The organism is Pseudomonas cichorii, from assembly GCF_015471405.1.
GTDB lineage: Bacteria > Pseudomonadota > Gammaproteobacteria > Pseudomonadales > Pseudomonadaceae > Aquipseudomonas > Aquipseudomonas serbiensis.
The window spans coordinates 1-24,538 of the sequence record NZ_BLVZ01000022.1; the positions used below are offsets into that span (position 1 = coordinate 1).

The window sequence follows — 24,538 nt, forward strand, 5'->3', positions numbered from 1 at the left end:
CCTCTGTATCTGTCAAGCGGTTATTTCAACAAGTTTCAAAGTTTCCTTTGCAACTTCAACCACTTGCGCTTCGATCAACTTCGCGTTGCTCGTTAGCGGGAGGCGGATTCTACAGCACCCGAAGGCAGTGTCAAACTCTTTCTCGAACCGCTATCGATCAGGCTGCGACCGAAGCACTTCCGAAGCCACTCCAGAACCTGATAAACACTTGTAAACCATTGATCTACAAGGCTTTTTCAGTTCCGTCCGCGCCGGAAGTGGGGCGAATTATAGAGACATTAAATCGCCCGTCAACACTTAATTTCAGCTTTTTATCGAACCCGCTGCTTTCCGGGTGCCGAACCGGGGGATTCGCCTCGCAATCATTGGGACTCTCAGGATTAACAACACCGAACCAAGCGAAGCATATAAAGCCCATTCCTTGAGATCAGCCCTGACGATCCAGAGCATATGCAACAACCCCAGCCCCAGAATCACATAAACAAGCCGGTGCAGTTTCTTCCAGCGCATCCCCAAGCGCCGCTGACTGTAGCGATTGGACGTCACGGCCAAAGCCAACAACCCGAGAAAACCCAGGCTGCCGACGATGATGTAAGGCCGCTTGACCAGCTCTACCCCCAACTGCCCCCAATCCAGCCCGAGGATAAACAGTGCATACATCGTCATGTGCAAGATGACATAGGCAAAACACCACAACCCCAACTGCCTGCGCACTGCAATCCACCCTGCCCAGCCCGTCACTCGCTGCAAAGGCGTCATCGCCAGAGTAATCAGCAACAGGATCAGCGTTCCCAATCCAAGGCGATCAACCAGAACCTTGCCCGGGTCCGGCCCCAGGGCAAAGATCCAGGCCTGATACAGCCAGAGGACAGGAGCAACGCAGGCAGCCAGAAAAACCCCAACACGCCAAAACGGATATCGCATCAATAGTCCTTCCTCAGATCCATGCCGGCATATAAAGAAGCAACCTCTTCGGCATACCCGTTGAACATCTCGGTCTGACGAACATTGGGGCTGAACAACCCGCTCGGCAGCCGACGCTCACGGGCCTGGGTCCAGCGCGGGTGATCGACCTCAGGGTTTACGTTGGCATAGAAACCATATTCATTGGCAGCGATGCTTTGCCAGGTGGTCTTCGGTTGCTCACTGACCAGACTGATGCGCACGATGGATTTCACGCTTTTGAAACCGTACTTCCAGGGCACGACCAATCGCAACGGCGCGCCATTCTGGTTAGGCAACTCCCGCCCGTACATGCCGACCGCAAGAATGGCCAGCGGATTCATGGCTTCATCCAGGCGCAGCCCTTCTACATAAGGCCAGTCGATCAATGCAAAATCGGAGCGTTGCCCCGGCATGGATTGAGGGTCCTGAAGCGTTTCAAAACGGATGTATCTGGCCTTGGAAGTAGGCTCCACCTGTTTGAGCAATGCCGAGATAGGGAAACCGATCCAGGGGATGACCATCGACCACGCCTCTACACAGCGAAGCCGGTAGATCCTCTCCTCCAACTGGTAGGGTTTCATGAAGTCTTCCAGGGCATAGCGCCCCGGCCTGGCGACCTCACCATCAATGACCACACTCCACGGCTCAGTCTTCAGTGACGCCGCATTGCGAGCAGGATCACCCTTGTCGGTTCCAAACTCATAGAAGTTGTTGTAATGGGTCGCATCCTTGAAGGGCGTGATCGCCTCATCCTTGACGTTGACGGCCTGCCATTGCGTGCCTGGCAGCTTTTCGGAAAACCAGGCAGGCGCTTTCCCGGCCTCGACATCGGCGTATCGCGATGGATCCTGCGCACTCGCCAGACGCGGCATAGCCGTAACCGCCAGACCAGCAAGTGAGCTGGCCAGTAGCGCGCGACGTGAGAGATAGATTTTTTCAGGCGTAACGTCCGACTCTTTGGAGTCGGACGTCGAAGGCAACTTGATCAGCATGGCAACTCCGTAAACCTGGTGAGCTTATGCACCTACAGTCTACGAAGTATGAGGGATATCCGATCAGTCGGCGGACTTGTGGCGACGAAGATGTAACAGGTATTGAACCGGGCCGGATAGCGCATAACCGAGGAATATCAGCAGCAAAATGCGCGGTGGGTCGCTGAACACCACTGCAAACACCAATACAACCACCAGAATCGCAACGAACGGCACTCGGCCTCTCAAGTCCAGCTCCTTGAAGCTGTTGTACTTGATATTACTGACCATCAACATGCCCGCCGCAGCGACCAGCAAGGCCACCAGGAAAGACAGCTTCGAACCCTGGATTCCGAAGTCACTGAAAGCCCAGACCGTACCGGCAACCACACCCGCAGCAGCCGGGCTGGCGAGGCCGATGAAGTAGCGTTTGTCCGCCTTGCCCACCTGGGTGTTGAAACGGGCGAGTCGCAACGCTGCACCAGCCACATAGATGAAGGCGACCATCCAGCCGACCTTGCCCATATCGCCCAGTGCCCAGCCGAATGCCAGCAGTGCCGGCGCAACGCCGAAGGCGACCATATCCGACAACGAGTCATATTCGGCGCCAAAAGCGCTCTGAGTATTGGTCATGCGCGCCACACGACCGTCGAGACCATCGAGGACCATCGCGACAAAGATGGCGATGGCCGCGAAAGCGAAATATTTGCTCGCCGCAGCCGAATCACCCGCGCTCAAGGCGCTCTGGGCACTCATGGAACTGATGATGGAGTAAAAACCTGCAAACAGGTTCGCAGTAGTGAACAGGTTAGGCAGGAGATAGATCCCGCGATGGCGGACCTTGCGCCCTTCGGCGTCGTGCCCTTCTTCAACATGTTCATCGATAGGTAGCAGACTTTCGGCGTCAGAGGCCTTGTTTGGCTCTTCAGGACGTTCGCTCATGGACATTACCTTGCAGCGGTTTGAAAAGATTCGACAGGTGTCTGCGACGAGGGTTCGTCGACAAACGATGCAGCTTTATACCAGACACTGATCCCATAACGAAAAAACGCGGCCGATTGGCCGCGTCCTTTCAGAACGGAAGAACTTAGTTCTTGTTCTTGTCGACGATTTTGTTCGCCGCGATCCAAGGCATCATGGAACGCAGTTGCTCGCCGATGATTTCGATACCGTGAGCAGCGTTGTTACGACGCTTGGCGGTCATCGATGGGTAGCCGGTAGCGCCTTCGCTGATGAACATCTTCGCGTATTCGCCATCCTGGATGCGCTTCAGAGCGTTGCGCATGGCCTGACGGGATTCAGCGTTGATGACTTCCGGACCGGTCACGTACTCGCCGTATTCGGCGTTGTTGGAGATCGAGTAGTTCATGTTGGCGATACCGCCTTCGTACATGAGGTCAACGATCAGCTTCAGTTCGTGCAGGCACTCGAAGTAAGCCATTTCCGGAGCGTAGCCAGCTTCTACCAGAGTCTCGAAGCCAGCCTTGACCAGCTCAACGGTACCACCGCACAGAACGGCTTGTTCGCCGAACAGGTCGGTTTCGGTTTCGTCCTTGAACGTGGTTTCGATGATGCCGGTACGGCCGCCACCAACGCCCGAAGCGTAGGACAGAGCGACGTTCTTGGCGTTGCCCGAAGCATCCTGGTAAACAGCGATCAGGTCAGGGATACCGCCGCCTTTGACGAACTCGGTACGTACGGTATGGCCTGGAGCCTTTGGCGCGATCATGATCACGTCCAGGTCAGCGCGTGGCACGACCTGGTTGTAGTGAATCGCGAAGCCGTGGGAGAAAGCCAGGGTTGCGCCCTTCTTCAGGTTCGGCTCGACTTCATTCTTGTACAGCTGAGCCTGGAATTCATCCGGGGTCAGGATCATGACCAGATCGGCAGCAGCAACGGCAGAAGCAACGTCAGTTACTTTCAGGCCATGAGCTTCAGCTTTGGCGACAGTAGCCGAACCTTTGCGCAGGCCAACAGTGACGTCAACACCGGAGTCTTTCAGGTTGCACGCTTGAGCGTGGCCCTGGGAACCGTAACCGATGATGGCGACTTTTTTGCCCTGGATGATCGAAAGGTCACAGTCTTTGTCGTAAAAAACTTTCATGGAATTCCCCTGTTATCTATCTAGGCCTTCAGGCCATTTGCTAATTGAGTTAATTAAATGCTCAGCACTTTGTCGCCACGGGCAATGCCCGTCACGCCACTGCGTACTGTTTCCAGGATAGCGGCGGTGCCGATGGCCTGAATGAAGCTGTCCAGTTTGTCGCTTGTACCGCTCAACTGTACGGTGTAGACGCTGGCCGTCACGTCAACGATCTGCCCACGGAAGATATCCGTCGTGCGTTTGATCTCGGCGCGCTGGGCGCCGGTGGCCTTGACCTTGACCAGCATCAGTTCACGCTCGATGTGAGCGCTCTCGGACAGATCGACCAGCTTGACCACTTCGACCAGCTTGTTGAGGTTCTTGGTGATCTGCTCGATCACTTCATCGTGCCCGACGGTAGTCAGCGTCAGACGCGACAGGGTCGGGTCTTCGGTTGGCGCCACAGTCAGGCTTTCGATGTTGTAGTTGCGCTGCGAAAAGAGGCCGACGACACGAGACAATGCACCCGGTTCGTTTTCCAGCAAAAGGGAAATGATGTGCCGCATGATTATGTACGCTCCGTCTTGCTCAACCACATATCGCGCATGGAGCCGTCCTTGATTTGCATCGGGTAGACGTGCTCGGTCACATCGACCTGGATGTCGAGGAACACCAGGCGATCCTTCATGGCAAAGGCTTCTTCCATTTTCGGCTTCAGGTCTTTCAGATCGGTGACCCGAATGCCGACATGGCCATAAGCTTCGACCAGCTTCACGAAGTCAGGCAACGACTCCATGTAGGAATGGGAGTGACGAGCGCCGTAGCTCATGTCCTGCCACTGACGGACCATGCCAAGCACGCCGTTGTTGAGCAGGATGATCTTCACGGGAAGACCGTATTGCAGACAGGTCGACAGCTCCTGGATGTTCATCTGGATGCTGCCTTCGCCGGTCACACACGCAACATCTGCGTCCGGGAAGCTCAGTTTGACGCCCATGGCCGCCGGGAAACCGAAGCCCATGGTGCCCAGACCACCGGAGTTGATCCAGCGATTAGGCTTGTTGAAGCGGTAGTACTGAGCCGCGAACATCTGGTGCTGACCCACGTCGGAGGAAACGTAAGCCTCGCCCTTGGTCACTTCGCACAATGTTTCGATGACCGTCTGCGGCTTGATGACACTGCCATCGCCACGGTTGTAAGGGAACAGGTCGCCACCGGCGCGCCACTCATCGATCTGCTTCCACCAGGCAGCAACGGACTCCTTGTTCGGGGTCTCGCCGATATCCTTGAGGGTCGCGACCATTTCGGTCAACACGCTCTCAACCGGCCCAACGATAGGCACATCGGCCTTGATGGTCTTGGAGATCGAAGCCGGGTCGATATCGATGTGGATGATCTTGGCGTTCGGGCTGAACTTGCTCGCGCCATTGATGACGCGGTCATCGAAGCGTGCGCCCACGGCCAGGATCACATCGGTGTGGTGCATGGCCAGGTTGGCGGTGTAGCTGCCGTGCATACCCAGCATGCCGACGAACTGACGGTCGGTGCCCGGATAGCTGCCAAGCCCCATCAAGGTGTTGGTGACAGGAGCGTTGAGCTGTCTGGCCAGTTCGGTCAAAGGCTCGGAACCGTTGCCCATGACCACGCCACCACCGGCATAGATGATAGGACGCTTGGCAGCCAGCAGCATTTCAACTGCCTTGCGGATCTGACCCGAATGACCGCGAACGGCCGGGCTGTAGGAGCGCAGCTTGGCTTTTTTCGGGAATACGTATTCGTATTTCTCGGCCGGGTTGGTCATGTCTTTCGGAATATCGACGACCACAGGACCCGGACGACCGGACTGCGCCAGGTAGAAGGCCTTCTTCAGGACTTCCGGAATTTCCGAAGGATGCTTGATCATGAAGCTGTGCTTCACGATTGGACGGGAGATACCGATCATGTCGGTCTCCTGGAACGCATCGGTACCGACCAGCGTGCTGGCAACCTGACCGGACAACACCACCATTGGAATGGAGTCCATGTAGGCAGTGGCGATACCGGTGATGGCGTTGGTCGCACCCGGACCGGATGTCACCAGAACCACACCAGCCTTGCCGGTCGCACGAGCGTAACCGTCAGCCATGTGCGTAGCCGCCTGTTCATGACGAACAAGGATATGGTTCACAGCCGGTTCTTTGAACAGTGCGTCGTAGACATGCAGAAGGGCGCCACCCGGGTACCCGTAAATGTACTTAACGCCTTCGTCACGCAGGAAGCGGACGACCATTTCAGCGCCAGATAAAAGCTCCACGTTGTTCACCTCTAAAACGCCAGAATACCGTTCACTGCGGAACGGGTCTTATTAGGTTTACTGCCAAGCAGAGCATGAGCGACGGTGGTCGCCGACTACGTCAGCACTGACTGAGCAAGTATTGGGATGTCCCTGAGTGTTGCGGGACATTCCCACCCAGCGCGAGGTAACGCGTTGCGGGTGTTACAGGTCGGCGCGGGTGTGCGCCTCATGATCTACCGAGACGGTCTGCTTCTGGCAGTCCTTCTACAGCGAACTTTGAATTGTTGTGATTCGCCCCCCGCAAGTCAAGCAATCCGTGAGCTTTCTTCCGGGCAGCACCCGATAAGGGGGACAGATTCGGACTCAAGACCGTTGTATATGGTAGTTTTGCGACGCACAGAATTTTCAAGGAAGTACCATGCGCTGGATGATTCTCGCGGCAGCACTATCAATGGCGATCAGCACCACCAGCCAGGCCGCCCCAATCTACAAATGGGTCGACGCCCAAGGGGTCACGCATTTCGATGCACAGCCACCGGCAGGCCAGCAGGTAGAAGAAATCAATGTGCAAAAGCCACCACCCACTACTGCCGCGCCAACGGCCAGCCAGGCAGACCCTCAACAGCAGGAGATCGATGCCAGGGTCAAGAAACAGGTAAGGGCTCAGGAAGCCAGAATGGCCGACAACTGCGAAGTCCTGCGCAACAACCTCGCGCAACTGCAGAACAATCCGCGAGTGCGCGAACAGACAGAAGGGGGGACAAAGCGCCTCACGGATGATCAACGCAAGGCGCGTGTTGCCGAAACGGAAAGGACTATCGCTGAATACTGCCGTTAAGACTGACTGATCAACCGGTCGAACTGAGCCAGTAGTTCCTGCAGCTTACGGGCTTCACCCTGGCGACTGGCGTAGACCATCTCGGCCATCTCCAGAATCCCCGACGAGTTGGGCAATGGAAGATCCCTCTCCAGAATGATTTTCATGCGGGGCAGGAAAATCCATTGCAGCCACTGCTCGAACTCCAGGGTATCGACACTGAACGGCTCGGTACTGGAAAGCGCTTCTTCGCTGGGAGGTGTGTCACTCCACCAACCCAGCACCCTCAACTCACGTTCGATCAGCAGCAGTTGTTCGGCTACTTCAGGCAGACGCTGGTCCATCAGAAATTGGTCCGGGCTTTTTGACGAGCCAGTGCAGCGCCAGCCGAATCACCCTGTTTTTCACGAGACTGGGCGATCAATTCCCAAAGACTTCCCTGCAGGCTTGCACGGCCATTGGCATAAGTCAGGCCACGACGAGCCAGTTGCTCAGCCTGAGCGGCATCGCCCTGAGCCAGACGGACCTGGGCCAGACGATAAAGCACTTGCGGCTCACGCGGAGCTACACGCTGGGCACGCTCAAGACTCGACGATGCGCCATTGAGGTCGCCGCTGCCTTGCTGCTGCTGAGCGGTGGTCAGCAGCGCCAATACCGGTCCATCAAGCTGTTCGTCAGCCGACAGGCCGGACGAACTGGAAGGAATACCGCTCGGCGCCGAGGCTGCCGGCATGCTGTAGTTGCTCACCGGAGCCGAATTGATCGGCTGCTGATTGACCGGCGGCGTATCGATGCTGAACGATGACGAGGCCGCAGGCGCAGAAAAAGTCTGGCCCGCACCAGCACCGCCACCTGGAACCATCACGACCACACCGGAATCCTGTGGCACTGCCTGCGCTTGAGGAGCCTGAACGGTATTGGCCCGATACGCTGTATTGCGCGAAGCCGAAACACGCTCACTGTTAGAAACCTTTGAGCCCGAATCCACGACCGGGATCGAGCCACGCTGCACGCTGGAACAACCACTGAGCAACGCCAGGGTCGTTACAGCCGGAATCAACCATTTATTCACGTCACACCCTCATTGCTTAATTCAACCAACCCTTGACCCAATCCAGCACTTCAGTGGCGGGTGCCGGGCTACCGCTACATGTTGCACCGGGCTGAGGTTCACTGCCGCGAATATACGGCATCTGCACGGCATTCGGGCAGTTGGCATCCGACCCTTGGCCAGTCTGCGCATTGACCCACGCCTGGACCACGTTATCCGGCGTTGCCATGTCCAGCGGCAGCGGGTCGGCCTTGCGCATGAAGCTGGTCCAGACCTGCAAGGCACCACTGGCTCCGGTGAACGGCGTCTTGCCGTTATCGTCACGGCCCATCCACACCACTGCCAGCAGATCCTGACTGAAACCTGCGAACCAACTGTCGCGCGAATCGTTACTGGTGCCGGTCTTGCCCGCCAGATTCAAGGTCGATGGCAATACGCTGTAGACCGACTTGGCAGTGCCCTCGCGCATCACTCGCTGCATTGCGTTCTGCACCAGATAGATGGAACCCGGATCGAAGCGCTGCTCGATCTGGAACGGATAGCGCTTGAGCGGCTCACCCTCGGCAGTCAACACGCTACGAATACCGCGCATTGGGGTATTGAAGCCACCGCTGGCAATCGTCTGATACATGGTGGCAACTTCCATCGGGCTCAAGCCGCCAGCACCCAGCAACATGGACGGATAAGCCGGCCACTCGCGTGTCACGCCCAGCTTGGCAAGGGTCTTGAAGACGTTGGGCACACCCAGCTCAAGCCCCAGCTTGGCGGTCGACAGGTTGTAGGAATGCGCCAGGCCTTGGTACAGGAAAATGTTTCCGTGCGCCTTGCGATCGTAATTCTGCGGCTTCCAGATCTGGCCATCCGCACCCTTGACCTGAAACGGCTCGTCGGCCACCCAACTGGTCAGGGTGTACTGGCTCGGACGCTCAAGCGCGGTGAGATAGATCGCCGGCTTGACCAGAGAGCCAATCGGCCGCACGGCATCGATGGCGCGGTTGAAGCCAGCAAACCCGGCCTGACGACTGCCCAGCAATGCCTGCACTTCGCCGGTCTCGGGATTGGTCACGACCATGGCCGCTTCCACTTCGTCCGAGCCTTTGCGCCCGGCCAGCCGCTTGAACGTATCGTCCATGGCCGCCTGGGATTTCATCTGCAGGATCGGATCGAAACTGGTGAAAATCCGCAGCCCCTCTTCGGTCAAGTCTTCGTCGCGATAGTCTTCACGCAACTGACGCTTGACCAGATCCAGGAATGCCGGGAACGAGCTGTCTGCAAGGCTGCCGGTCTTGGTCACACCCAAAGGCATTTTCTTGGCGGCCTCGACGACTTGCGCCGTTGCAACGCCCTGCTGCTCCAGCAGGTCGAGAACCAGATTGCGACGCTCCAGCGCCCGCTCAGGGTTGCGACGAGGGTTGTAATAGGAAGGCCCTTTGACCAGCCCTACCAGCAATGCCACCTGATGAATCTTCAGTTCAGACAGAGGCTGGCTGAAGAAATACTGGCTGGCCAGACCGAAACCATGCACCGCACGCTGGCCGTCCTGACCGACGAACACCTCATTGAGGTAAGCCTCCAGAATTTCCTGCTTGCTGTAATGCAGCTCCAGCAACACCGACATCATGGCTTCGGTCAGCTTGCGCGTGAGGCTGCGCTCGTTGGTGAGGTAGAAGTTCTTGACCAACTGCTGGGTCAGCGTACTGCCGCCCTGACGCATCTGCCCCTGAGAGGTATTGACCCAGACAGCACGGGCAATGGATTTGGGCGATACACCCATATGGCTGTAGAAATCACGATCCTCGACTGCAACCAGGGCATCGAGCAGATACGGAGGTGCCTGATCGAGCTTGATCAGGATCCGGTCTTCCAGATTTTTCGGATACAGGCCGCCGATCATCAGCGGTTCGAGACGGGCCACCGCCAGTTTTGCACCACTGCTGCCAGAGGTCAGGTCCGCCACATAGTCGCCAGAAAAACGCACGCGGACCTGCTGCGCAGGATCAGTGCCTTCGTAGAATTGAAAACCACGAGTGTTGAGATCGACCGTATTGCCATTGACCGCTGCCGCGCCCGGGCCGTTGGCCACGCTTTCGCGGCGATAGCCCAGAGCGTCGAGTTCTATGAGGAAGTCATCGCGGCTCAGTTTCTGGCCTACGAACAGCTCCAGAGGGCGTGCGTAGACCTTGGCCGGAATGGTCCAGCGCTTGCCGGAAAACTTCTCCTGGACCACCGCGTCCAGGTAAACGGCAACGCAAGCCAGCGCCACAAAGCCGACGATACTGAGCTTCAGCACCCAGCCCAACCACTTGGGAAGGCCACGGGGAGCTGGTTTTTTGGAAGTACGAGAAGTGCGAGATCGAGTCATGGCCGCGGATTATACGCACTTTGCCAACGACCGACAGACGCCCGAGCAAGCGGTTTGCAGCCTCGCGCCAAGCGGCCATAATGGCGGCCATGAGCACTTACATTCTGAATCAACTCTTGAAGGATCGCCCGTGAGCCAGTCATTGATTGCAGCCCTGCAGAATCCCGCCCTCTTCCCCCATCCGGTAGAGAACTTCCGGGTCATCGAGACACACATTTCATGGGTTCTGCTCACCGGCACCTATGCCTACAAATTCAAGAAGCCGGTCAATTTCGGCTTTCTGGATTTCACCACCCTCGCCGCTCGTGAACACTTCTGTAATGAAGAACTGCGCCTCAATCAGCGCCTGACCGAAGGCCTCTACCTGGAAGTCATCCCGGTCACCGGCCCGGCAGAAGCGCCACAACTGGGTGGCAGCGGTGAAGTCCTCGAATACGCCCTCAAGATGCGTCAGTTCTCGCAGGAAGGTTTGCTCAGTTCCCTACAAGCCAATGGCGAGCTGACGGTCGGGCACATCGACGAGCTGGCCAAGCAGATTGCCGACGCCCACCTCAGTGTGCCGACAGTCACCACCGAGAATGAGCTGGGCTCTCCAGACAGCGTCATGGCACCGGTCGTGCAGAACTTCGAGCAGATTCGCCCGCTCCTCAGTGAAAAGGCCGACCTGTTACAACTTGATTCCCTGCAAGCCTGGGCCGAATCCAGTTTCGAGCGCCTCAAGCCCCTGCTTGCCCAGCGCAAGGCAGACGGCTTCATCCGCGAGTGCCATGGTGACATTCACCTGGGCAACGCTACGGTGATCGACGGCAAGGTAGTGATTTTCGACTGCATCGAATTCAATGAGCCCTTCCGCATGACCGACGTCTACGCAGACATCGGCTTCCTGGCCATGGACCTTGAAGACCGCGGCCTGAAATCCCTGTCGCGCCGTCTCATCAGCCAATACCTGGAACAGACCGGCGACTATCAGGGCCTGGAACTGCTCAACTTCTATAAAGCCTATCGCGCTCTGGTTCGCGCCAAGGTCGCACTGTTCAGCCAGCCGGCAGACGCCGACGGTGTACAGCGGGCTGCCACACTGCGCCGCTATCGCAACTACGCCAATCTGGCCGAGAGCTACAGCGCTATCCCCTCCAGCTTCCTGGCCATTACCCATGGTGTCTCTGCCGTGGGTAAAAGCCATGTGGCGATGCGTCTGGTCGAGTCGCTGGGCGCCATTCGCCTGCGCTCGGATGTCGAGCGCAAACGCCTTTTCTCAGAGAGCTCCGAGCTTTACAACGCTGAAGCCAGCAAGGCCACCTATGACCGCCTGCACGAACTGGCCGAAACCATTCTGCGTGCTGGCTTCTCGGTAGTCATCGATGCGACTTACCTCAAGCAAGAACAACGTAATGCTGCGGCCAAAGCTGCCGAAACAACAGGTGTGCCTTTTCTGATTCTTGATTGTGAAGCGCCACAGGCCGTCATTGCCAGCTGGCTCAAGCAGCGCCAGGAACAGAATAACGATCCTTCGGACGCCACTCTGGAGGTCATCGAAGCTCAACAGGCAAGTCGCGAGCCACTAACAGCGGACGAACGCCTGCGTAGCAAGCACGTTGAGACCCATAAAAGCAGCGACCTGGATGAGCTTGTCGAAAACCTTCGCCAGCGCCTGCCAGGACTGTGAAATGAACGTTGAGCCGTTTGGCAGCTAGTGCTTCACGGCCCGACAATGATGGCGATATAATGGCGCCATAATTCCAACGAACCCCAGAGGCACCCATGAGCCAGCCCAAGCAGCTCGATTCGCCGCTTTACATGCTGTTACGTAGAGATGATGTCGAAGGCTTCAATCAAGAGAAGCCCAAAACAGGCACGATCGATATGGTCGGTGGGGATTTCAGGGGCCTGGACTTGCGCGCTCTTGATCCAACAGGCATCGACTTTACTGACGCCTACTTCCGCTCTGCCGACCTTCGCGGCCTGGACCTGCGCCACACCCCGATGGAAGGCGCAAGCATCGCGCACGCACAAATCTCGGGAGCGTTCTTCCCGCCAGAACTGTCGGCGGATGAGATCCGGATGTCGGTGACCTTCGGGACCCGGATGCGCTACCACACGCGCTAAGCAACACATCCATCAAGCCTGCGTGCGCAATGCATGCGGGCTTTGTGTTGCGTTGATTTTTTTGATGTCTTTCTCTTCATACCTTCTTCGCGAATGAGTTCGTTCCTGTCGGATTCGGTGCGGCATTGACGTGCGAAAAAAGAACTGTTGACTTAGAAATGAGAATCGTTATGATTATCACAACCGGTCGCGAGACTGGCCGATAGCCTGAAAGACCTTGGTTCGGACTTTCAGGATTATCTCCTCATCAGGCTAATCACGGTTTTTGACCCGGCTTTTTGCCGGGTCTTTTTTTGCCTGTTTTTCAGGGTCTATTGATGTCGGGCTCCTGCATACCCAACCTCACCAGCAAGTCATCCAGCAGGCTCGAAGCCCCCAGACGCAGCCTGTCGACATTGAGCCAGTGCGGTCCGAAACGGGAACGCGCCATGTCCATGAAGCCTCTTGCATCGTTGAAGGTACGGACTCCTCCCGCAACCTTGAGGCCAACCTGCCCGCCTACCTCGGCAATCGACTCAAGCATGATGCGTGCGGCTTGCGGCGTTGTACTGACCACACCTTTACCGGTTCCGGTCTTGAGGAAATCGGCGCCGAACAGAATCGAGCTGCGACAAGCGTGAAGAATGATTTGCGGGTCACGCAACCCACCGGTTTCCAGGGTAACGGTCAGCACCACGCGGCTGCCGCACTCGGCCTTGCAGGCCGTAATCATATCCATGCCGGTTTGTTGGTCGCCGGACAAGAGGGCGTGAAACGGATAGACGACATCTATCTCGTCAGCTCCCGACATCACAGCTGAACGCACCTCGGCCAGAACAGGCTCAATGCCAGGGCCACCGTAGGGAAAATTCACAAGCGCCACCACCCGGACCTTCGGGGCAAACAGACGATCAAGCGTAGTGCGCGCCAGACAGACAAAACGCGGGGACACGCACACAGCCGCCACCGCTCCCAAAGGTGTCACTGCGCGCTGACACATACTGACAATCCGCTGCTCGGTGTCATCACTGCTAAAGGCGAACAGATCAAGCAGGCTCAAAATCTGGAGAGCCAGTCGCTCATCATCTGCGGTCATTTCTTTCATACGTCCCGCTCCGAAAAATATGAGCAGGACGATATACGAGTGGCCTTCGCCTGAGATGGACGCAGCTCAGTCAGAGAAAAGGACTACCAAAAGAAGAGAAAAGCCTGAGTCGGCGAGATCAAGTATCTGGTGATCGCTGACGAAACTGAGCGCAGTAATCCTTGCCAGGAATCGCTGCGGTGTACCAGACGTAATCGGCACTCTGCGGTTCGACCTCTTCTCCCTCCTGCGCCAGAAGCAGCACAACCACAGGCTCGGTAACACCCAGATCCGCCAGATGCAAAGGCACTCCCACATCCTTGCGCACATGCCAGGCACCGGCAAACAGCACAGCCGGGACTGGAGCGGCCAGCAGGCTCTGGGCCATTCGTCGATCACGCTGCTGCTGGACCGCCAGCATCGCTGGCAGTTGCTCTTCGGGCAGCCGACCGCAATGAGCATCACGAATCTGCGCCAATAACCGCTCACGCACTGCTGGAGCCGTAGAGCGAGTACCGCTTGATTCAGGGAGCTGCCTGTAAATCGACATGACCTCATGGGCATCGAGATTGGCGGACAGCACCGGATAAGGCTGAGCCAACACATAACGCATGAGCGGACCATACAGCGACCAGTCCCAGGCCTTTTGCCAATGCAACGCAGTTGGCAGATCGGCCGGGTATTTTTCCTCAGCCAGATCGGCCTGAACCGCACTGACCCTGGCCTGCTGATCGGGGGTCAGCATCTCAAGCAACAGACTGCCTTGCGGGCGTCGGGCAGCCAGTACCTGCATAAGCCATAGCTGTAATGCATGGTGATCGGGGTTGTCGTGTTGCTCGCCAACCAGAATACGCGGAGCAATTGCCAGACGCTGAGCGAGCTGCTGCGCGGTCAGCAACTGCCCACTCCTGTTGTCACGAATCATGCCTAAATCCAAATGCTCATGCCCGTCCGGGCTCTGCGAGGACGGCATATTCGGCAACAAGAGCGGCGCTTGGCAAGCACAGAGATCCATGATGCCGTGGTCAGGTAGATACCCGAGACAGTGTTGCCACGCTCAGGTAAGCAACACCAGCCCTAATATAGAGCAAACGATCACCCCGCGCAGGGCATTTCATGAAAAGGCATGCAGCCGTCTTGAGCAACAGGCCTGGATTAAGTTTTATTAAGATGCAATCACAACGATTTGAAAGTCATTTTATCGAACTAAAGTAGTTCGCCAGAAACTCTATTTTCTGCTCATCAAAGTCCTTCAGGACGCGATTCATTACCGTCCCCTGTAAAGTACCTTTCTTATACCCCTCCATCACGGTGACAAGAAACTCTTTTGGGCGCCCTGCCAAAGCTGGAATATTGCCATCCCTGGTACCTCGCCCCTCGAACCCGTGACAATTCACACAACCATTAGTTGCCATCACACCAGCCACATCACTTTCAGCAAAAGCGAGGCTGGACATAAAAAAAAATGGCACCGCAACAAGACCCCTCATCAAACCATATCCTTATATTTTTTTAACAACCCGCACGCCACAGAAACCAAGCCATGCGGCACGCTGTTTGAACAAACGAAGAGGCACGCCGGCAGAGACCTCGACAGCTTCTCGGAACACATAAATAGCACCTTTAGTGATATTTACGCTGTTCTGGCAATGACGAAGCATTTCATTGGGTAGTGATTTTTTGGGCTAATGACTGCACGGTAACGATTTTTCCTTAATCGTATCTCGGGAAAACACGCTGCGTCAAGGACGCCGCTAAACGCAAAAAACCAAAGAAGCACAGCATTTACTATTCAACAAATGAAGCGGCGGAAAGTCTGAAATTCCACAGTGTTTTTCCTCTTCCGTACACCACTACATTGGACTCGACATATAAACACATTTTGTTACACTTGCTGACTTGTCGACAGAAAACGCGAAAGATATAACAGTCGACAAATGGCCATAGGCGGCACTTTACTTTAAATCGCACCTGACTAATAATGGCCCAACATTACCAATCAGCCCGACCGCCAACACAAAAAATATACAGACCTGCCATTTACAAGCACAACTTGAAAATAGCAAAACACATACAATCAAGCCAAATAAAAATAAATAGCTCGTGAGCCCTCCCTCTCGGGCCAAGCCACACGTGATAAACCAAACCTGATCAGACGCCCAAGGAAATAACAGGGACCTCCATGAAAAAGACCATTCTGCTGTCATTGCTGTCACTCTCTATTGGATTCAATAGCGTCTCGGCCCTGGCGGATGAAGCCGCACAAAAAACAGAAGACCGAAAAGCCGTGGTCATACTTTTCAACCCACCCAAAGGAATGGAGAAAGAGTTCCTGGAGTCGTTTGTAAAAGAGCAAACCGCCAACTTCAAAGCCCACTCCCATGCTCAAAAGAAAGGGACGGAATCCATCAACGTGATTCCTACAAAGTTAGGGGAGCCGTTAATTCATATTACCATCTTCTCGGACAAAGCACGTTTTGAGGAAACCTACAAAGCCTTCGGCCCTCGCGAAAACAGAGGGGCCTACGTAGGCAAGCACTCTGAAAAGTACGGCGACCTCAATATACCGAAGATATACCTCCAGAATTCACAGTCCTACTTTGCTGACGTCCCCAACTAAAATATAAAGCCTCTGATGAATGAGAGGCTGCTATTTAACAGAGACGCACGCATTAGTCTGGAGGCTCTGCATGAGAAACAGTACTCGCCCCCTGTTGGGTACGTTTTGATTTTCCTCCGATTAATGCCTGTGCAAGCATAGCGCTAAAAAGCAATATGAATCCTCATTCTCTGGATTGCTCCTCAGCGCATGAGACAACCTGTGTATGCATTGCATAAACCAATGAGCTTCAGAATTAAAAACAGCTGGGCCATTCGACACCAAAGTACGTGGTGATCACCATTATGATCATCCCGTTCTCATTCGACGTTTAACCTGCTGCACAGGGCAGGCGTCAAAGGATCCAGCCATGGAACCTCTCCATGCAGCGTTTCGACTGGCTCGAACGGAGTAGCCTCTAAAGGCATAACCCGACGCTGGTGGAAAACACTGAGTTGTCACACTCAACGACATGAGCCACTGCATCAAGATCATTTGATAAATAGGCATACAAACAGAGCCTTTGATTTCAACTAATCATTTGAAACTCGAATAACGGAAAAGCAGGATGATTGACGAACGTAGAATGCTTCTTAAATGGCTAGCAACGGGCGCCGGGCTTGCAGCGCTGGACGCGGTGGCAGGGCCTGCGATAAACGCCGCTTATGCCAAGGAGTTTAACGTTGTGGTCATCGGAGGCGGATTTGCAGGTGCCACATTTGCACGCACACTGCGACGCCTTGATCCAAAGGTAAATATCACCTTAATCGAAGCAAACCCTGAATATCGCAGCGGACCACTGAGTGCGGAATACCTGGTCGACAAACGAGATGAGAGCACATTAACTTTTAACTACAAAAAGCTCGCCTCTGAAGGAATCAATATGGTGTATGACCGTGCGGTCAACATCGACACCGAGAAAAAACGGGTAGAAACCCGTAGCTCGAGCTATCCCTATGATCGGTGCGTTGTCGCCGCAGGTATCAGTTTCGATTTCGAGCATATCAAGGGTTATAGCCAAGAGCTCACTGAAGCATTTCCACATGCCTGGCAAGGCGGAAAGCAGATGACGCTCTTAAAAAAGCAACTGCATGAAATGCCAGATGGCGGCACCATCCTTATGTCTGCCCCCAATACAGAGTACAGGTGCCCTCCCGGCCCCTACGAGCGAGTCAGCCTGATCGCAGAATATCTTAAGCAACACAAGCCAAATTCAAAGCTGATTTTTCTGGACTCCAAAGAGCGTTTTCCCAAACAGGCTCAATTCGAACTGGCATGGACACGGCTTTATGGTTATGGAACCGACAAGAGTTACATCCAGTGGATCGGTGCAAAACAAGGAGGCACGGTAACTGAACTGAGAGCAGATACGCGCGAGCTGATCTGCGCGGCAGGTACATTCAAAGGCGACGTGATCAATATTATTCCCCGGCAGAAGGCTGACCTCTTCACCGCCGCTAACGGGCTGACCGGTGATCACGGATGGTGCCCGGTAAATACGCAAACACTTGAATCGCTGAAGATTCCTGGCATCCATGTGATTGGTGATGCTGCTGAGGCCCCAAGCCTGCCGAAATCTGCGTTCGCAGCAACTTGCCAGGCAAGAGTCTGTGCTCTGGCGATCTATTCGATATTCAATAACCGACCGTTGATGCACCCCGAATACATGAATGTCTGCTTCAGCGTCTGCGAAACCAACTACGCAATTTCAGTGGCCGTCAACTACCGACAAAATCCGGAAACGAACAAGATTGAAACAATTTCCTCAAACATAACACCGCTTGATGCGCCAGCAGATCAATACATCAGCGAGGTGCAATCCGCCTACACCATGTTCAACAATATGGTAACCGGGGCATTTGGCTGACACTCAACGGATCAGCCTTGAAGAGTGGAAATCTTTAAAAAATACCCTTGCCTTAAAACCGAGTTTTCTTGCGAGGATATTGAAGAATAGGGAAATCAATACATGTACAACCTGGTTGAAATCAAGAGCTTTGTCGACAGCTTAAGGGAGTCCAGAATTCCTTACACACTGGCATTAACGGGGTCAACTGCGAGAGGCGAGTTACGCAGCAACTCAAGCCCCTATGATTACAATTCAGATACAGACATACTTTGCATCCTGGCCCCCAGCGATATTGCAGCGGCATTGTCATGCAAAGAAAAATGCAGCGAGTCCACGTCGCTAATTTTAATGAGTTCGGAGGCTTTAAATCATCCATCGAATGCCGTCCTGTCCATTGCATTTGACTCACTTATAATCAACGACCTTCATTTATCACAACCACTTTTCGACGACGTAAACGCGGCAGAATTCATAGCCTATCAACTCCAACCGCTGGCTTACTACACCTCAAACTTACGCCATTCGACACCCGCCTTGAAAAGACGACTGTACAGCAAGGTCGCGATAACCTGTTTGAAACTGCTTTACCTGGCGGACCATACAGATAAAAGAAGCTTCATTTATGAAAGTGAATTGAAGCAACATAACTTTACGAACGTTGACGAAGTGCTTGTCCACAGCATCATCAATAGAGAATTACCAGATGAGCCACTGCAGCGTGCAGCGGAGCACTTGGAGAAACTGGTAATACAGTGCCCACTGATAGTCAAGGCAGCCAGTGTTCTGACGTCGACGACACTCTATTTATCCGATAAGGAAACGTGCTCAGCGCACATCATCGAGGCCGTGTTTTTAGAAAACAACAAGCTGAAAAGATCAGACGCTCTATTTATAAGGGCAGCCTAAATGTGTGAGACAATCGCCACATTGGGTCCAGTCGGAACCGATTCACACAAGCAAGCTGAACAGCTTGGAGCCCGTGTGTCATTACATGACACATTCCACGCAGCGGTTGAACATGCAAAAACTCATGGCACAAAACTTTTAGTGCCCGCAGGCTTCAGAGAAAACCGCGACGGCAAGCCATTCTCCTGGGTGGACTTCCACTTTGAAAATATTGGGACGATTGAACTTGAAAAGGTCTGGTTTGAAAAAACAATGCCAATGGTTCTACTCCATAAATCCTATCATTCAATCGCCATTCACCCCTCGACATCATCATTGGTACCTGAGCTAGAAAGATACGAACATGTCAACTACACCAGATCGAAGGTGGAGGCCTACCAGTTATTTGCCCAAGGAAAAGCATCCGCAGTGATCGCAAGCACTTGCCTCACAAATGAAGAGTCTGACCGTGCCTGTATCAAAGCTCAATTCAACCCCACAATGGTGTGGTGTTTATACCGAATGAGAAGCACCTCATCATAAAACATGTGCCCCTCCCAAAGCACAATTTTTATAAAACGCCTTTTCACCTGGGCGATACCAGTACCTGGTCAAAGGAGCCTAGTGATGAATACCTTAAAAAACCACGTCATTATATTACTGTGCTTTGGCATTTCCCTCACGGAACGTTTTACCCAAGCATCCATTCCTCTGATTGTCGATCACCTGGGGTTGAGCAGCATTGAGATGTCATTATTTCTCAGTGCAATGGCGGCATCGACTGTCTTTACAAGCGTCGTCATTGCTCCTTATGTCGATGCCTATAACAGAAGATATTTCCTGGGGCTTATGGGCTTTCTTGGCGCTGTAGCGGTCTTGTCCTTTTTCATGTTTGGCTATACCCGAGCGCTGGGATGGGGGTGTTTCCTGATGTTCTGCATCGGCGCAGCGCTTCGCATTATAAACCTTCGTCGTCTCTCAGTAATAAATAGCGAAGTTATTAAAAGCGAACTCTCGCGCGCCCATACCCGTATGCAACTTTCAATAACAGTTGCCATGGCCATTGCCCCCCTGTGCCTGACCCTTATTGCTCCCGGCAACTATCTGAGTTTCGCCATTGTCATGCTATCGATCTGCATCGTTTTTAGCGCCTGCACGTCGTCCACATCCACTTCCTTGATCTCAAAAACCTCAAAATCAGCCCCCCCCGACCGGGCCGAATCCAGAGAACTGGGTTTCGCAAACAACTTCATATTTATTGGAATGCTACTTTCCGGCTTATTCATCAGCACTCTACTTATATACTGCAAAAGCATTTCAGATCAACCAGACCGACTTTATGCGCATATCATATTGTCGCAAATGGTCGGTCTTATTATCGCCAACATACTGTTTGAACGTTTTTTTGGCGAGCGTTTCAAACGATACAGCATCCTCATTACAATCATCGCACTTTCAGAGCTTGCTTTCATCCTGGCAGAGTCGAAATTGCTTATCGGCACACTCTCATTCCTGATCGGCTTTTCCTTTCAAATCATGTTTTTAAGATCTCACAACCAGTTTCAACGCAAGATCCCTCATGGTTTGACAGCCAGGCTCAACGGCATACGTGGTCTATATACATTTACGGGAATGACTACCGGGTATCTGCTGGGGCCTCTTCTATATAAATCCGGCGGCATAGAGCTGGTATTTCTAACATGCAGCGCCACCGCACTACTTTTTCTGCTATGCCTCAAGCACCTGAGGCCTTCCCGCTAAAATCATGACACAAATGATTAGCCCTCGCCCCTAAAAACATTAATTCCCGCATTGATTCAACTACAACAAGGACTCTTTAAATGATAGCGCCATGGAAGTTCAAGTGTGAAAACCTACACATCCAGTTTGACGCAGCCTTTTGCCATGAACGTCTATCTCTTAAAATTTCCGACGCTCTTTCTTTTTTACCGAAGGAAGCAACGATCAGTCAAAGAACACTCTTGACGATTTCAAAAATGCACTCAACCTGTTATAGCGACAACGATTTCATCGTCAGCCATGAAGTCATTATGAAAGTGATGATTGAGCTAGACTCTGTGCTGTACTATTACCCGATACTGGCCATTGTTGATGCCCCCCACTCTATTACAAGAGGTGCCTTTCTCGGATATGCAAAACACATCGGGGAGGTTAAATTTGGTAATTCACTCAGTCATTTCCATATGGAAGGGGTCGACAATTTCATTCAATTCGATATGTCCCCCTCGGAAATCGAAGAGATATCCCTCCTCCCGCATCTGACCTATCGACACTATCGAACCCCTGACTTTGAAGCCAAAGGGCTATCGGTGATCGACATTACAGATCACATCGCCTCACCCATTTCAAAATGCACATCCCTGGCTGTGGATTTTCCATTTCTCGAGCAGTGCGGAATTACGCCACTGAGCCCCTACAAAGTCGGGATGATTTCCGACTCCTTCACCGTGCTGGGTGCCAGCTATGTCTAAAGTCCTCTTTATCGGAAAAGGAATCATCACGACATCGCTGGGCAAACATCTGGACAGCTGCGCGTGGAAGGTCAGTCATCACCACAGGGAAGAGGGGAATTTAAACACCTGCGACCTTTCACTGTATGACTACGTCGTCTCCTGCCTGCCTGATGCAGAAACTGCAAAAAAAGTATGGGACGATATTTTAATTTCAGCGGTGGCTAGCAAGGCACACAAGACCGTATTTATTGAAATATCCACACTGACATGTGAAACGATTAAAAACATAAATGCCGACTTCTGTCGTGAACACTTTACCTTTATCGAAGCCCCTTTTACGGGCAGTAAAACAGGCGCCTTAAATGGAAGCCTTATTTACTTTGCAGCCTCGGACATTGCGTCACCCGAACACGATGTCTTTCTTAAAAGCACTTCTTCAAAAATATACAACTTCCAGAATATCGGCACCCCGACACAGTTCAAATTATTTTATAACCTCTGGGGGCTCACCTCTCTTGGCCTGATGGGGCAAATGCTTCAAATCATGCGCTCTTTGCCCCAAGCGGAGTTAATATCCGAAATACTCACCTCCCATGAAGGATTCTGGATGAATACCATCGCCAGACAGAAACTTCATCAAAGCCTGTCTCAACAGTATGACGATGTTCACTGCAAACTAAAATACGCAACAAAAGATATACGATACGCCTTGGATGAATTCAGAGATTACAACCTGGACTTATCCAAACACTTACTTTCCCTACTGGAGAAAGACGGAGCCCAGCACTACAACGATCTGGATTTCACTTCAATGTGCGAGCTTTTCAGATGAATGAATTACGTGTTATCCATCGTCAGGCGAAGCACACTTTAGCACTTGCCAAATACCCGGAAGCCCAGCCGCACTGGGTCGCCGACATGTCTTTTGCAACACCTGAGCCTGTACTATCCGCAATAAAGGATAGAGTTGCAGAAGGGCACTTTTCCTACCCCAACACACCGGATACTTTATACGACGCCATTCAACACTGGTGCAAAACCCGTTACCAGTGGGATATTGATCGTGAGTGGATTGTTATCGTCCCAAATACCATGTCTGGTGTAAGGACCGGCGTTAAAAGTGTCTGCGAGAAAGGCCCTCTTTTCTTTCAACGGCCTAATTACAGCAAGCTGCTGAATCTAAGCAGTGGTTTCGACGTTGAATCCAGGATCATAAATCCAGCCATGGCAGGCACGCCATTTTACGCTAACGATTTTCTTGAGATAAAACGTGCCCGACCATCAGCAGTGGTTTTATGTAACCCTACGAATCCGACCGGAATCGTGTCCAGCCGGGAACAATTAGAAGCCATGGCTAACTGCATTCAGGATCTGGACACGGTCATCATTTCTGACGAAGCTCATGCAGATTTCATTCTCGGGGAGCGCTACCATATCCCGGCGGGCTCAGTAAAGGGCCTGGAGAATAGATCCATAACAATCTTGTCCCCCAGTAAAACGTTCAATCTGGCGGGTATATCCGTAGCCTATGCAGTGATTCCGTCGCGGTCACTTCGGGAAAAGTTTATATCGACTAAAGAGTTTTACTCTACGGGAATCAACGCATTGGGACTCGTGGCGCTAGAGCACGCTTATCTTCATTGTGCAAAATGGCTTGACAAGCTTGTCGTGCACCTGAAGGAAAACCAAGCTATACTGCGCAACGATTTGCTGCACACATCGCTACGGTATAGCCCTTCAGATGCGACATATCTCGCGTGGATTGATGCTAGAGAAGCAGGTGACAACATTTTCGAGAAGCTTTTACACAGGGGCATTGCAGTATCGGACGGCCATGAGTTTGGGTCCCCCGGCTGGATAAGATTAAATTTCTCCTGCCCGACAGATCAACTAAAAAATGCAACCAACACAATGTTAAGTTTGTTTGGAAGTTCTAAATGAAAATTCTTGTTACTGGCGGCGCTGGATATATTGGCAATACCATTGCCTTTGCGTTGGCTGATGCCGGCTATCACCCGATCATTCTCGATGAACAACCTGCTCAGGCTCATGAGACATTTACCTCTTTTGACTACTATCAAGGTGACATTGCAGACAAAACGCTGCTGACAGCCATCGTTGAAGCGCACCCTGAAATACAATTGGTTATTCACTGTGCGGCCAAGATTGATGTGTCCGAGTCGACCCTGGAACCAGAACTGTACTACACCAATAACTTCTCGAAATCCGTTGCCATGGTTAATCACTTGATTGACCTCGGTGTTAAAAAGCTGATACTCAGCGGTACAGCTTCGTTGTACAACTCAGAAGTTGCTTATAGCTTCGATGAAAATGCAACCCCCAACCCAACCAGCCCTTATGCCCGGTCCAAATACTTCCTGGAACTCGCTCTCAGTGACATTGCGAGAGCAAGAGACTTTCAGTTCGTCATCTTCAGGTATTTCAACCCGATTGGAAGCGACAAAGAACTAAGAACGGGTTTCCGGGGGAGCAACAAGAGCAGCCTTTTGAACTCGTTGATCCAATGTGCAACCCTCAATAAGCCGTTTCAGCTCAATGGTGTCGACTGGGATACTCGTGATGGCTCGACCATTAGAGACTTCGTGGACGTACGCGACCTTGCGGACGCGCACGTTCTGGCAGCCGAAGTATTTGGCAAAGATAACTTGTCTGTTCCACTCAATACCTTTGGTCTTCCCATCATAAACCTGGGCTCGGAGCAAGGTGTCACAGTCAAAGAGTTTGTCTCTGTTTTCACAAAAGCTACGACATCCGACCTGATCGTGGAACTGGTTGGTCGTCGTTCAGGAGATATCATTGGTGGCTATGCATCCAGCAAGCTAGCGCGCGAACTGCTTGGCTGGAGCCCTTCTACCATTCTCGAAACATCTATTCTCAACTCCATCCGCTGGGAGTCTAAACTGTCATCCGTTTAGTGGCTGATCGATCTTTCTCATTACGAGTACTCCACAAGAGTGCTCGTAATGAAAAACCGTACAGTGATATACAATCCCATCCCTGTAGTCACCAATCCGAACGCTGGCCCGGCTGATTGATA

Annotated in this window: 24 protein-coding genes; 12 read left to right on the forward strand and 12 right to left on the reverse strand. The window is 53.1% G+C overall.

Annotation, left to right across the window (positions count from 1 at the left end; genetic code table 11):
- Positions 1-303 precede the first annotated feature (303 nt).
- From msrQ to JL015_RS26040, 6 genes are all read right to left on the reverse strand, one after another.
- Positions 304-924 carry a protein-methionine-sulfoxide reductase heme-binding subunit MsrQ gene (msrQ, locus tag JL015_RS26015; RefSeq protein ID WP_201020503.1) on the reverse strand — a complete coding sequence of 207 codons (621 nt, stop codon included), beginning with the start codon at positions 922-924 and terminating at the stop codon, positions 304-306.
- Positions 924-1,937, reverse strand: coding sequence for a protein-methionine-sulfoxide reductase catalytic subunit MsrP (gene msrP, locus JL015_RS26020; protein WP_201020504.1), 1,014 nt, complete (start codon positions 1,935-1,937; stop codon positions 924-926). The genes msrQ and msrP overlap by 1 nt, the downstream gene beginning before the upstream one ends.
- Before the next feature lie 63 nt (positions 1,938-2,000).
- Complete coding sequence (pssA, locus tag JL015_RS26025; RefSeq protein WP_201005457.1) at positions 2,001-2,858, reverse strand: CDP-diacylglycerol--serine O-phosphatidyltransferase; 858 nt, start codon at positions 2,856-2,858, stop codon at positions 2,001-2,003.
- Positions 2,859-3,003: 145 nt separating this feature from the next.
- Complete coding sequence (gene ilvC / locus JL015_RS26030; protein WP_200994731.1) at positions 3,004-4,020, reverse strand: ketol-acid reductoisomerase; 1,017 nt, start codon at positions 4,018-4,020, stop codon at positions 3,004-3,006.
- Between the two features lie 53 nt (positions 4,021-4,073).
- Positions 4,074-4,565: an acetolactate synthase small subunit gene (gene ilvN, locus JL015_RS26035; RefSeq protein WP_025258538.1), complete on the reverse strand. Its 492-nt coding sequence runs from the start codon at positions 4,563-4,565 to the stop codon at positions 4,074-4,076.
- 2 nt (positions 4,566-4,567) lie between these two features.
- Positions 4,568-6,292, reverse strand: coding sequence for an acetolactate synthase 3 large subunit (locus JL015_RS26040; RefSeq protein ID WP_201020505.1), 1,725 nt, complete (start codon positions 6,290-6,292; stop codon positions 4,568-4,570).
- Positions 6,293-6,692: 400 nt separating this feature from the next.
- Here JL015_RS26040 and JL015_RS26045 point away from each other — a divergent pair, with 400 nt between their 5' ends.
- On the forward strand, positions 6,693-7,112 hold the full coding sequence (locus JL015_RS26045) for a DUF4124 domain-containing protein (protein ID WP_201020506.1): 420 nt from the start codon (positions 6,693-6,695) through the stop codon (positions 7,110-7,112).
- Here JL015_RS26045 and JL015_RS26050 read toward each other — a convergent pair.
- The 3 genes from JL015_RS26050 to mrcB are packed head-to-tail and all read right to left on the reverse strand — an operon-like array spanning position 7,109 to position 10,504.
- Entirely contained in the window at positions 7,109-7,435 is a 327-nt protein-coding gene (locus JL015_RS26050; protein WP_201020507.1) for a YqcC family protein, read from the reverse strand. The genes JL015_RS26045 and JL015_RS26050 overlap by 4 nt on opposite strands.
- Entirely contained in the window at positions 7,435-8,163 is a 729-nt protein-coding gene (locus tag JL015_RS26055) for a tetratricopeptide repeat protein (protein WP_201020508.1), read from the reverse strand. Before JL015_RS26055 ends, JL015_RS26050 begins: the two co-directional genes overlap by 1 nt.
- 16 nt (positions 8,164-8,179) lie before the next feature.
- Positions 8,180-10,504, reverse strand: coding sequence for a penicillin-binding protein 1B (gene mrcB, locus JL015_RS26060; RefSeq protein ID WP_201020509.1), 2,325 nt, complete (start codon positions 10,502-10,504; stop codon positions 8,180-8,182).
- Positions 10,505-10,634: 130 nt separating this feature from the next.
- On the opposite strand from mrcB, the gene JL015_RS26065 reads away from it, so the two are divergent.
- Positions 10,635-12,170, forward strand: coding sequence for a bifunctional aminoglycoside phosphotransferase/ATP-binding protein (locus JL015_RS26065; protein ID WP_201020510.1), 1,536 nt, complete (start codon positions 10,635-10,637; stop codon positions 12,168-12,170).
- A 95-nt stretch (positions 12,171-12,265) separates the two neighbouring features.
- On the forward strand, positions 12,266-12,610 hold the full coding sequence (locus tag JL015_RS26070) for a pentapeptide repeat-containing protein (protein WP_201005471.1): 345 nt from the start codon (positions 12,266-12,268) through the stop codon (positions 12,608-12,610).
- 304 nt (positions 12,611-12,914) lie between these two features.
- Here the strand turns inward: JL015_RS26070 and deoC are convergent, their stop codons facing one another.
- The 3 genes from deoC to JL015_RS26085 form a co-directional block, all read right to left on the reverse strand.
- On the reverse strand, positions 12,915-13,694 hold the full coding sequence (deoC, locus tag JL015_RS26075) for a deoxyribose-phosphate aldolase (protein WP_201020511.1): 780 nt from the start codon (positions 13,692-13,694) through the stop codon (positions 12,915-12,917).
- Positions 13,695-13,812: 118 nt separating this feature from the next.
- Complete coding sequence (locus tag JL015_RS26080; RefSeq protein ID WP_201020512.1) at positions 13,813-14,688, reverse strand: ChaN family lipoprotein; 876 nt, start codon at positions 14,686-14,688, stop codon at positions 13,813-13,815.
- A gap of 178 nt (positions 14,689-14,866) precedes the next feature.
- A complete protein-coding gene (locus tag JL015_RS26085; protein ID WP_201020513.1) occupies positions 14,867-15,163 on the reverse strand; it encodes a c-type cytochrome in 297 nt (98 codons plus the stop codon).
- Between the two features lie 692 nt (positions 15,164-15,855).
- On the opposite strand from JL015_RS26085, the gene JL015_RS26090 reads away from it, so the two are divergent.
- The 9 genes from JL015_RS26090 (at position 15,856) to JL015_RS26130 (ending at position 24,416) form a co-directional block, all read left to right on the forward strand.
- Entirely contained in the window at positions 15,856-16,293 is a 438-nt protein-coding gene (locus tag JL015_RS26090) for a hypothetical protein (protein ID WP_201020514.1), read from the forward strand.
- 547 nt (positions 16,294-16,840) lie between these two features.
- Positions 16,841-18,139 (forward strand): FAD-dependent oxidoreductase, encoded by a 1,299-nt coding sequence (locus tag JL015_RS26095; RefSeq protein WP_201020515.1) that lies wholly within the window; start codon positions 16,841-16,843, stop codon positions 18,137-18,139.
- A gap of 102 nt (positions 18,140-18,241) precedes the next feature.
- Complete coding sequence (locus tag JL015_RS26100) at positions 18,242-19,027, forward strand: hypothetical protein (protein ID WP_201020516.1); 786 nt, start codon at positions 18,242-18,244, stop codon at positions 19,025-19,027.
- Complete coding sequence (locus JL015_RS26105; protein ID WP_201020517.1) at positions 19,028-19,549, forward strand: hypothetical protein; 522 nt, start codon at positions 19,028-19,030, stop codon at positions 19,547-19,549.
- A gap of 84 nt (positions 19,550-19,633) precedes the next feature.
- Positions 19,634-20,767, forward strand: coding sequence for a hypothetical protein (locus tag JL015_RS26110; protein ID WP_201020518.1), 1,134 nt, complete (start codon positions 19,634-19,636; stop codon positions 20,765-20,767).
- A gap of 80 nt (positions 20,768-20,847) precedes the next feature.
- A complete protein-coding gene (locus tag JL015_RS26115; RefSeq protein WP_201020519.1) occupies positions 20,848-21,498 on the forward strand; it encodes a hypothetical protein in 651 nt (216 codons plus the stop codon).
- The gene (locus JL015_RS26120; protein ID WP_201020520.1) at positions 21,491-22,312 is read left to right on the forward strand and encodes an NAD(P)-binding domain-containing protein; all 822 of its coding nucleotides are present in this window, start codon (positions 21,491-21,493) and stop codon (positions 22,310-22,312) included. The genes JL015_RS26115 and JL015_RS26120 overlap by 8 nt, the downstream gene beginning before the upstream one ends.
- Positions 22,309-23,421, forward strand: coding sequence for a MalY/PatB family protein (locus tag JL015_RS26125; protein ID WP_201020521.1), 1,113 nt, complete (start codon positions 22,309-22,311; stop codon positions 23,419-23,421). The genes JL015_RS26120 and JL015_RS26125 overlap by 4 nt, the downstream gene beginning before the upstream one ends.
- Entirely contained in the window at positions 23,418-24,416 is a 999-nt protein-coding gene (locus JL015_RS26130) for an NAD-dependent epimerase/dehydratase family protein (RefSeq protein ID WP_201020522.1), read from the forward strand. The genes JL015_RS26125 and JL015_RS26130 overlap by 4 nt, the downstream gene beginning before the upstream one ends.
- Positions 24,417-24,538 lie beyond the last annotated feature (122 nt).